The sequence below is a fragment of the Tumebacillus lacus genome, from assembly GCF_026410385.1.
GTDB lineage: Bacteria > Bacillota > Bacilli > Tumebacillales > Tumebacillaceae > Tumebacillus > Tumebacillus lacus.
Map to the genome: position 1 here is coordinate 403646 of NZ_JAPMLT010000003.1, position 9393 is coordinate 413038.

10 protein-coding genes and 1 tRNA gene are annotated in these 9393 nt (G+C 56.5%); 3 read left to right on the forward strand and 8 right to left on the reverse strand.

Annotation, left to right across the window (positions count from 1 at the left end):
• Positions 1 to 106: 106 nt before the first annotated feature.
• The 4 genes from gap to OS242_RS09290 form a co-directional block, all read right to left on the reverse strand.
• A complete protein-coding gene (gene gap, locus OS242_RS09275; protein ID WP_267151395.1) occupies positions 107 to 1117 on the reverse strand; it encodes a type I glyceraldehyde-3-phosphate dehydrogenase in 1011 nt (336 codons plus the stop codon).
• Positions 1107 to 2174, reverse strand: a complete 1068-nt coding sequence (locus OS242_RS09280; protein WP_267151416.1) for a sugar-binding transcriptional regulator — start codon at positions 2172 to 2174, stop codon at positions 1107 to 1109. Before OS242_RS09280 ends, gap begins: the two co-directional genes overlap by 11 nt.
• Positions 2175 to 2376: 202 nt before the next feature.
• A complete protein-coding gene (gene rpoN / locus OS242_RS09285; protein ID WP_267151396.1) occupies positions 2377 to 3723 on the reverse strand; it encodes an RNA polymerase factor sigma-54 in 1347 nt (448 codons plus the stop codon).
• A gap of 75 nt (positions 3724 to 3798) precedes the next feature.
• On the reverse strand, positions 3799 to 3987 hold the full coding sequence (locus tag OS242_RS09290; RefSeq protein ID WP_267151397.1) for a YetF domain-containing protein: 189 nt from the start codon (positions 3985 to 3987) through the stop codon (positions 3799 to 3801).
• Positions 3988 to 4120: 133 nt separating this feature from the next.
• On the opposite strand from OS242_RS09290, the gene comER reads away from it, so the two are divergent.
• Complete coding sequence (gene comER / locus OS242_RS09295) at positions 4121 to 4957, forward strand: late competence protein ComER (RefSeq protein WP_267151398.1); 837 nt, start codon at positions 4121 to 4123, stop codon at positions 4955 to 4957.
• A 103-nt stretch (positions 4958 to 5060) separates the two neighbouring features.
• Here comER and thiD read toward each other — a convergent pair whose 3' ends face one another.
• Positions 5061 to 5864: a bifunctional hydroxymethylpyrimidine kinase/phosphomethylpyrimidine kinase gene (thiD, locus tag OS242_RS09300; protein ID WP_267151399.1), complete on the reverse strand. Its 804-nt coding sequence runs from the start codon at positions 5862 to 5864 to the stop codon at positions 5061 to 5063.
• 162 nt (positions 5865 to 6026) lie between these two features.
• On the opposite strand from thiD, the gene OS242_RS09305 reads away from it, so the two are divergent.
• Positions 6027 to 6101: transfer RNA gene (locus OS242_RS09305), tRNA-Arg, on the forward strand.
• A gap of 51 nt (positions 6102 to 6152) precedes the next feature.
• On the opposite strand, the gene OS242_RS09310 is transcribed toward OS242_RS09305, so the two are convergent.
• The 3 genes from OS242_RS09310 to OS242_RS09320 all read right to left on the reverse strand — a co-directional run bounded on the left by OS242_RS09310 (position 6153) and on the right by OS242_RS09320 (position 7980).
• Complete coding sequence (locus OS242_RS09310; protein ID WP_267151400.1) at positions 6153 to 6836, reverse strand: hypothetical protein; 684 nt, start codon at positions 6834 to 6836, stop codon at positions 6153 to 6155.
• A gap of 251 nt (positions 6837 to 7087) precedes the next feature.
• Entirely contained in the window at positions 7088 to 7501 is a 414-nt protein-coding gene (locus OS242_RS09315) for an SMI1/KNR4 family protein (protein ID WP_267151401.1), read from the reverse strand.
• Positions 7502 to 7533: 32 nt separating this feature from the next.
• Positions 7534 to 7980, reverse strand: coding sequence for an SMI1/KNR4 family protein (locus OS242_RS09320; protein WP_267151402.1), 447 nt, complete (start codon positions 7978 to 7980; stop codon positions 7534 to 7536).
• 199 nt (positions 7981 to 8179) lie between these two features.
• On the opposite strand from OS242_RS09320, the gene OS242_RS09325 reads away from it, so the two are divergent.
• The gene (locus OS242_RS09325) at positions 8180 to 9268 is read left to right on the forward strand and encodes a DUF6531 domain-containing protein (protein ID WP_267151403.1); all 1089 of its coding nucleotides are present in this window, start codon (positions 8180 to 8182) and stop codon (positions 9266 to 9268) included.
• Positions 9269 to 9393 lie beyond the last annotated feature (125 nt).

Below are 9393 nucleotides of genomic sequence, written 5' to 3' on the forward strand. Positions count from 1 at the left end.
CGATGTAAGTTTACCAAATCCTGCTCCACTAGGGAACCGGATTCGGGCATTCTGTCATACTTTTTTCAATCGAAAGCCGTATATGTGTTATACCAATCAGGAAACGTTAGAGACCTTTGCCCGCCATGTAGACGCAGAGGTCGACGACGCGGTTGGAATAGCCCCACTCGTTGTCGTACCAGGAGACGACTTTGACCATCGTGCCGTCGACGACCATCGTCGACAGCGCGTCGATGGAAGACGAGTGCGCGTCCCCGTTGTAGTCGATGGAGACGAGCGGTTTTTCCACGTAGGCGAGGATGCCTTTCAGTTCGCCTTCCGCCGCTTCCTTGAGGATCGCGTTGACTTCCTCGACGGTGGTCGGCTTTTCCACTTCGGCGTTCAGATCGACGACCGAGACGTTCGGGGTCGGCACGCGGAAGGAGAAACCGTTCAGTTTGCCTTTCAGTTCCGGCAGGACGAGCGAGACTGCTTTGGCAGCGCCGGTGGTCGTCGGGATGATCGACAGGGCGGCAGCACGGGCACGGCGCAGATCTTTATGCGGCAGGTCGAGAATGCTCTGGTCATTGGTGTAGGCATGAATCGTCGTCATCAGGCCGTGCTTGATCCCGAGCTTGTCGTTGAGGACCTTCGCAAACGGTGCGAGGCAGTTCGTGGTGCAAGAAGCGTTGGAGATGACGTGGTGGTTCGCCGCGTCATATTTGTCTTCGTTGACGCCCATGACGATGGTGATGTCTTCATTCTTCGCCGGAGCGGAGATGATGACTTTCTTCGCACCGCCGCCTTCGATGTGAGCGGCTGCCTTTTCCCGGTCGGTGAAGCGGCCGGTCGACTCGATGACGATCTCCACGCCGAGCTCTTTCCACGGCAGTTTCGCCGGATCGCGCTCCGCCAGTACATGGACGCGTTTGCCGTTGATCACCAGGTCGTTGCCGTCCACCTTCACCTCGGCGCCAAAACGGCCGTGCACCGAGTCATGCTCGAGCAGGAGCCCCAGCGTCTCTGCGTCGGTCAGGTCGTTGACCGCGACGATCTCCACTTCCTCATTGCCAAATGCTGCACGAAATACGTTGCGCCCGATACGTCCGAAACCGTTGATACCCACCTTAATTGCCATGAACAGTCTCCTCCTTGTTCTCTCCACTGATTTCTGTTTCTGATTGTCTGGTTTCTGTCTCTCTCTGTCTGTTTCCCAAGATCGCGTCTGCCACCGCTTCGTCGGTGACCAGCACGTGCACAGGACAGCCGCTCGCGACGGCGGAGATCGCCTCCGCTTTGGTGGCGCCGCCTGCGACCGCCACGACCTGCTCGATGCGCGAGAGATCGGCCAGTTTCAGCCCGACCGTGTTCATCGCGTGCACGATCTGGCCGTCGCGGTCAAAGTAATAGCCGAACGCTTCGGCGATCGCTCCTTGCTCCGCCAGATGACCGATCCGGCTCTCCGGGATGCGCCGTCGTTTTGCCATGGGGATAGCTTGCCCGATGCCGTGAACGACAATCCTTGCCGAGCGGATTCGCTCCAGCGTGTCCAGCACCTGCGGGTCGTTGACCAGCGAGTGGTGCGCCTCGTCGCTGAGCAGGTCCGGCGCGTGCAGCATCCGGTAGGTCCCGCCGAGCTTGGCAGCCAGTCGGGAGGCGATGGTGTTCGCTTGGAACTCCATGTTTTCCCCGAGACCCCCGCGCGCGGGCAGCACCTCCACGCCAAGCGGCGCCTTTTGCATCGACTCGGCGATGGCGGCGATGGTCGTGCCGCCGGTCACGGCGATCGAATCGCCGGGGCGGAGCATCCCGCGCAGCAGTTCGGCGGCGGTGTGTCCGAGCGCCTTTTTGACCAGCGGATCAGCATCCGCGTCGCCCGCCACCAGCCGCACCTCGGCGAGCCCGAGGCGTTCGGCCAGCAGCCGTTCTTTCTCCGCCAGCCCGTCGATCTCGCGGATGATGTCGGCGAGATCATGGAGCAGTTTCTTGCCTTCCTCCGTGACGTGCATGCCGACCGTCTCGACGGCGAGCAGACCTTGGTCTTTCAGAAAATCCACCTCGGCCCGAAGGATTCGCTCCGTCGTCTGCAACTGCATCGCCAAGCCCCGCCTGCCGATCGGTTGCGTTAAAAAGAGGTGGTGCAAGACGCGATACCGCTTTTTCATGCCGTCAAGCAGGTCGGGCACAAGCTTCATCTGCAAGGCCAACAGTTCCTTAGACAAGCGAATCACTCCTTTCCGTGCGACCACAGGGACTTAAAATGTCCCAGTTATGCAAATTATGTCCCGTCTGCTGTAAAAAAAGTGCAGACGCGTTGTCTGCTGTCATGATTATCATATCCAATCCTTGGAGATTGTGCAACTGTTGTCTTGTTAACTTTGCAAAAACAGGCTGATGTTATGCATCGTACCTCTTGCGCTGCGAGGAGGCGGGGATGTTGTCTTCCTCCCGGTATTTCGCCACCGTGCGGCGGGCGATCTCGATGCCTTTTTTCTGGAGCAGGTCGCAGATCTTCTGGTCGCTGAGCGGTTTTTTCGGGTCTTCTCCCGCGATCATCTCCCGGATCTGCGACTTGATCGATTCGGCCGAAGCCCCGTCGCCGGACAGCGTCTGCACCCCGGAGGAAAAGAAAAATTTTAATTCAAACACACCGCGCGGCGTCTGCGCGTATTTTCCGGTCGTCGCCCGCGAGACGGTCGATTCGTGCATCCCGATCTGCTCCGCCACCTGACGCAGCGTAAGCGGTTTCAGCGCGCGAATCCCCTGCTCGAAAAAGCCCTGCTGCAGGTCGACAATCGCCGTCGTCACTTTTAAAATCGTCTGCCGTCGCTGTTCGAGCGCTTTGATCAGCCAGAGCGCTCCGTTCAGTTTGCCGGTGATGTACTCCCGCACTTCTTGCCCTTGCTCGTCGGAGGTCTGGAGCATGTTGCGATACAGATCGTTGATCTGCAGGCGCGGCACAGACTTGTCGTTGACGAGCACCACGTACTCGCCGCCGACCTTTTCGATGTGCACGTCGGGGATGATGTAGGCCGGGGCATCGGTCGAATAGCAGCAGCCGGGCTTTGGGTCGAGCGTTTTCAGCAGGTCGACCATCGACTGCACCTCGGACGGCGTGACCCGCAGCGCAGCCGCCACCGCTTTGATCCGCCCCTGCGCCACGTCTTCCAAGTGCTGCTCGATCAGCTCGTAGATCGCAGGCGGCACATGCTCGCGCTCCGCCAGTTGCAGCCCGAGACACTCGCTGAGCGTGCGGGCTCCGACTCCGGTCGGCTCCAGCGTCTGCACCTGCCGGAGTGCCGCTTCGACCTCCGCCGCGTCGGCAAGCAGCACCTCCGCAACCTCGGTCAGCGGCATGGTGAGGTAGCCGTTCTCGTCGAGACTCCCGATCAGATACTCCCCGATGCGACGCTGATCAGCGGAGAGCGTCAGGAGGCGCAACTGGGCGCGCAGGTGATCGGTCAGCGACACCGGCTGCCGGACGGACGGCTCCGGCCAGTCCGCATCGTCGCGGGAGACGGCGGCCGACTGCCGGTCCGGGGCCTGATCGCGCTGCTGACGGGCCAGTTCCGCCCAGTCGATGACCGGCTCCGAGTCGAGCACCGGATTGACCGCGATCTCGCCCTCGATGTACTCCAGCAGCTCCAGCGAAGAAAACTGCAACACCGTGATCGCCTGCCGCAGCTCCGGCGTCATCACCAGCCGCTGCGACTGCTCCTGCCACAGTCCAAAGCCCATCTGCATCCCGCACGCCCCCTTTCCGTAAAATGAATCTGCTTCTACCAGTGTAGCAGAAGAGCGAAAGGTTGGCGACGACCGTCACGCGTACAAGACGTGCACACTGCCGTTTGGATCGAGCAGGGCATATCGGACATCCCGCACGTCATAGATTTGCAATTGGGAGAGCGTTTCCCGCAGCCACGGTTCCGACTTCCCGATCTTCATCAGATTGTCGTACATCGTGCGGCCTTGCCGGATCAGGCACAACGGCATTTGCACCTCTTCCATCGCATTCATCCTTTCCAGAGATCATGATCTTCCCAGCATGCGCCACGAAACCAAAAAAATTCATCGTCATGAAAAGTATGCTTGTCGGAATATGTTGGCAGTAACACACATCACGCCAAAGGAGGAGACTGCCTTGCGGATAGGATTTATCGGGACAGGTAGTATGGGGAGCATGCTGGTACGCGCCTTCGTCCAGTCGACGTCTTCCTCGGAGATCGAGATCATCGCCTGCAACCGCACGCCGGAGAAACTCGCGCAGATCACCGCGCGGCACCCGCAGGTGGAAGCGGTCTGCACGCCGGAGGAGATCGTGCGCCGCTCCGACATCGTCTTTTTGTGCGTCAAACCGGGCGATGCTCGTCCTGTCATCCAACAAGTGCTTCCGTACGTGCGCGAGGACCAGTATTTCGTGTCGATCAACAGCGCCGTCTCTTTGGAAGAGATGGAGGCAGTCCTGCCCTGCCGCGTGGTCAAGATCATCCCTTCGATCACCCAAGTCGCCCTTTCCGGCGTCACCCTCGTCATGCATGGCAGCCGTCTGACGCTGGAGGAGCGCCACGATATCGAAAGCCTGCTCGAACGCATCTCCAAACCGACCGTCGTCGAAGAAGCCGACCTGCGCGTCTGCTCCGACCTCTCATCCTGCGGACCGGCGTTCCTCGCCCTGCTCCTGCGCGAGTTCGCGATGGCGGCCGTGCGCCAGGGCGGCATCCCGAGCAATCTGGCGGAGACGCTGGTCAAAGACATGACGCTCGGGGTCGGCAAGCTGTTGACGCAGGAAGGCTTTGAGTTTGAAGACATCATCCACCGCGTCTCCGTGCCGGGCGGGATCACGGCCGAGGGCATCAAAGTCTTGCAGCCGTCGATTCACGGCGTCTTTGACCAACTCCTGGTCACCACCCGCTCCAAAGCGCATCACCACGGAGCACCGAAGAAAGAGAAGGTGGAAGCGAAAGATCTGGAGGATTAAGGAGCAAAAAGGCCGCCTCTCGTATAGATGAGAGGCGGCCTTTCATTTGAACCAGAATTGCCGCTTGTTCCGACATGACCTGTGGCTTTTGTTCTTCTCTGCTCTACACCCGCTGCTTGCTCTTCCCGTACGCCCAGTGGTTCGTCGGCCCGTGACCCTGGCCGAGACCGAGCGTATCGCGGATCGCGCAGGTGATAAAGTCTTTCGCCGTCTCCACAGCCGCGTGGATCGAACGCCCTTTTGCCAGTTCCGCCGTGATCGCGGCGGAGAACGTGCAGCCGGTGCCGTGCGTGTGCCGGGTCTCGTAGCGGTCGGTGACAAAGATCTCAAACGTCTCCCCGTCAAAGAGGATATCGAGCGCATCTCCTTCGAGATGACCGCCTTTGACGACGACATATCTAGGACCAAAGGCGTGGATTTTTTTCGCCGCTTCCTTCATATCCTCTACTGTACGGATCGACAGGCCCGTCAGCACTTCCGCTTCCGGCAGATTGGGCGTCACCACCGTCGCCAGCGGCAACAGGTGCGTGATCAGCGCATGCTGCGAATCGGACTCCAGCAGTTTCGCCCCGCCCTTTGCGACCATCACCGGATCGACGACCAGATTGGGAATGTTGTGTTCCTTGATCTTGCGGGCGACCGTCTCGATGATCGGAACTTGAGACAGCATCCCGGTCTTCACCGCATCGACCCCGATATCAGACGCCACCGCGTCGATCTGCTCCTCGATCGCCTGCAGCGGCAAGTTGTAAATACTGTGTACACCCAGCGTATTTTGAGCCGTAATGGCGGTCAACGCACTCATCCCGTAAACGCCGAGGACGGTAAACGTCTTCAAATCCGCCTGAATCCCAGCACCCCCGCCGGAGTCGCTCCCGGCGATGGTCAATGCACGAGATACAGTCATTTTCTGCTCCCTCCCAATGTGTGCAATGCTATAGGTAACATTGTAACATGAAAGGATCTCCTCCAAGAGGGAAACTTGGCAGTTGCATTCGCGGAATGGATCGTGTAATATAGCTAGTGTTCCCCCGAGGAACGCACCACCCAGACAACTTGATACCATCGTGCGCTCGTGGTCCAATGGATAGGACGTAGGTCTCCGAAGCCTGAAGTCGGGGTTCAATTCCCTGCGGGCGCGCCATACATAAAAGGAGAACACATACGTGTTCTCCTTTTTTACGTCTTCTAATCTTCAAAAGCGTGAAATCACCATCATCGTTTGAACGGTCGAATCCGTCTGGTTGATGGACAAATACATCTCTTCACAAACTCTGGACAGGTACTGAATGGCCGGATTATGCTTTACTTCTTCTTCAAACTCCCACAAAGCAGGCGTGAAACAGACGACTCCGCTTTCTGTTGACAGAGTCGCGCTCAGGAAATCCCAAAATGAGTCACTGACCCGCTCGGAATCCCCCCTTATCTCCTCAAGATCCAACTTTACCCATGTCAATGGTGCCGGAATGGAAAATCGGCTTGAAGCATCTATTTTTTGCCCCCCTCTAAGCCCATGCACAAAAGGGTGAATTTCCTCATTTCGAAGCTGTTCAATGTACTTTTCCCGAGAAGCGGCCTTCAAATCAGATAACCTGACCTCCACCAACTGATCGTCTTTGTAAAACCCTCTTATCTTGTTGTAATGAGGCATCAGGTGTTTCTGGACCTTCTCGGCTATATCGTTGTTGCGAATGATGATCTGATGGTACATTTTTTCGTCAAAGAGAACCTGTGCAGAAACGAAATACTGGGCAACCTCAGACAGATCCCTCGTTTCCGGAACCGATTCAATCGGTTTCGTCTTCCTCACCCAATTTTGTTGTACTTCGTTTCCGGGTATGTGATCAAACACATTTTCAACGGCTTTGTACCACGTCATCTGTTCTCCTCCCTCCTGCTTAAAGACCCCACCCTTTCGTTATCACAGATCAAATCTGGTAAGTAAAGCCCCCGCCCTACAAAGACCGGCTTGTCAATGTAGCCAGAACGATTTTGAGCGGGTGGCTGAGGTGTTAGAGAAGATACGGGTGGTTACGCATGAGACGCTATCGAAGAGAGGGATCGCGCTGTGCTCCTGTCTCCGCAACACAAATACCCCTCCATTGAGAGAGGGGTATTTGTCCCCTTGCCTCACGTCAACTTATTCAAAAACTCAGTGAAGCTGTCTGCAATCAAACTCATATTCTCATAACCCGCCGTCTTCGGCTCGATCTCGTGATCCCAGAAATAGACTTTGCCCAGATCTTCACCCGCAACAGAGAGACAGATCAAATTCCCAAACGGGTCGTTGGCAATGGGGACGAGATGCGGGAGGATTCGTTCATCGGATAGCAGATCCGTGTACTCCACTTCCAGATCATCGAGTAACGAATCGGCTTTCTCTCCGTTTCGATCTAGAAAACTGAACGTATTGGGTGTGGGTTTGCCACCGTTATTCTTCAATAAAAACGCACGATACTCAGCCGGAAAAACGAGGGTCAATCGTTTTTGCACCTCGTCCAACTTTTCCTCAGTCAAAGGTGTTCTCGATTCTTCAATCTTCATTTTGCTCCCCCTCGCTGCCTCTTCATCGTTCCTTACGTCAACTTCCCCAAAAACTCAGTGAAACTGTCTGCAATCAAACTCATATTCTCATATCCTGCCGTCTCCGGCTCGATCTCGTGGTCCCAGAAGTAGACTTTGCCCAGATCTTCACTGCGAACCGAGAGACAGATCAGATTACCAAACGGGTCATTGGCAATGGGGACGAAATGAGGCAGCAGCCGATCTTCCTCGACACGCGCCCGATATTCGATCTCAAGATTGTCTATATGGCCTTCGAAAATCGCGAAAAAGAAATCGATTTGTGAGTTAGAACTTTCTCCATTCGTATCAATAAAATCGAACTTATTTGGTGTAGGTCTTCCGCCGTTGTGCTTTAATAAAAACTCTCTGAAGTCGGTCGGGAAAACTACTTTCAGGCGTTGCTCAGCAGCCACAAGTTCTTCAGGAGTCAGCAGTCTTTCGGATTCTTCGAGAATCATCGCACATGCACCTCCTTACGGTTGGTCTCCTCACCCTATTACTTCCAGACGCGACTCGTTCATCCTCCCGACAGCAACCAATATTTAACCAAATTAATAACAATGTATAAAATATTTGTTGATTATCACTTACACCTCATTGTATGATCCTCTTATCACGAAATGGTAAAATCTATTATTTCTGGTAGGAGTATCTGTGATGAACAATAGGTTCAGACGTGGCTTGCTGTCCGCTCTTTTATCCGTAGCGGTCGTGGCGAGCACGTTGTTGCCTGCCTTCGCAACGCCTGTGAATGCAGCGTATGACGGAGAATGGGACCCGCTCAATGAGGGGTGGATGCCGGAGGACGGAGCGACAGTCGACCCGGTGCAGATGGCGCTTCGCTCTGCGGAGGGCGGAGGGCAGTCGGCCGGGACCGGCAGCAATCCGGTGGAGTCGCTTGGCGATCCATCCGGTGAGCTGCCGAAGGAGCCGGTCGACATCGCGTCGGGGCAGTTGGTGCTCGATGAAAAGGACTTTGCTTTTCCCGGATACGGGCCGGCTCTGGAAGTCGCGAGGTCGTACAAGAGCGATCAGACCGAACGGCTGGGGATGTTCGGGTACGGCTGGTCGATTCCGCAGGAGCGTTCGCTCCGCATGTACGACAACTTTTCCATCGTCGATCAAAAGGCGGACGGGAGCACGGACCAGTACCTGTTCGAGATGTCCGTCCCTGCGGAAGATGCGGTCGTGGAAGAGTACGACGGCGCCCCGCTGATCTACTATCCGCTGCATCTGGGCACCTACAAAGCGGAGAGAGCGGACAACCGCAAACAGTTGACCCGCCGCAGCCAGCACGACTATCTACTGGTCGATCCGGACACCGGCATGCGCTACGCCTTTTTCGGCTATCAGGCCGCCTGGCGAACCGATGCTCCGAAACAAGCGGGTAAACTGCTGCGGTATGCGGATCAAACGGGACTTGTCATGCTGTTGGAGTATGACGGAGCGGGACGGATCGAAAAAATGCGCGGCAATGCGCTGCCTTCTATCCAGTTTGCGTACAACGGTGCCGGGCTGGTCGAGACGGTCGCCGACCGCAGCGGACAGGTCTACCGATACGGCTACACCGGCCACGATCTGACGCAGATCACGCGCCCCGACGGTTCGGTCGTTACGATGGCCTATGATGGCTCGCATCGGATCACGATGCGGGCTGAAAACGGTGTCGCCACTTATTTTGAATACGAAAACGGCAAGGTGCATCAGGTTAAAAACGCACGACAGGAACTCCTTTTTTCCTATTGATACGAAGCGGGCAAAGTGACCCGCACGGACGATCAAGGCAATCAAACGGTCTACACCTTCAATGACAAAAAACAGACCTTGAGCAAGACGGAGCCCGGCGGCGTGACGACCTCCTACACCTATCA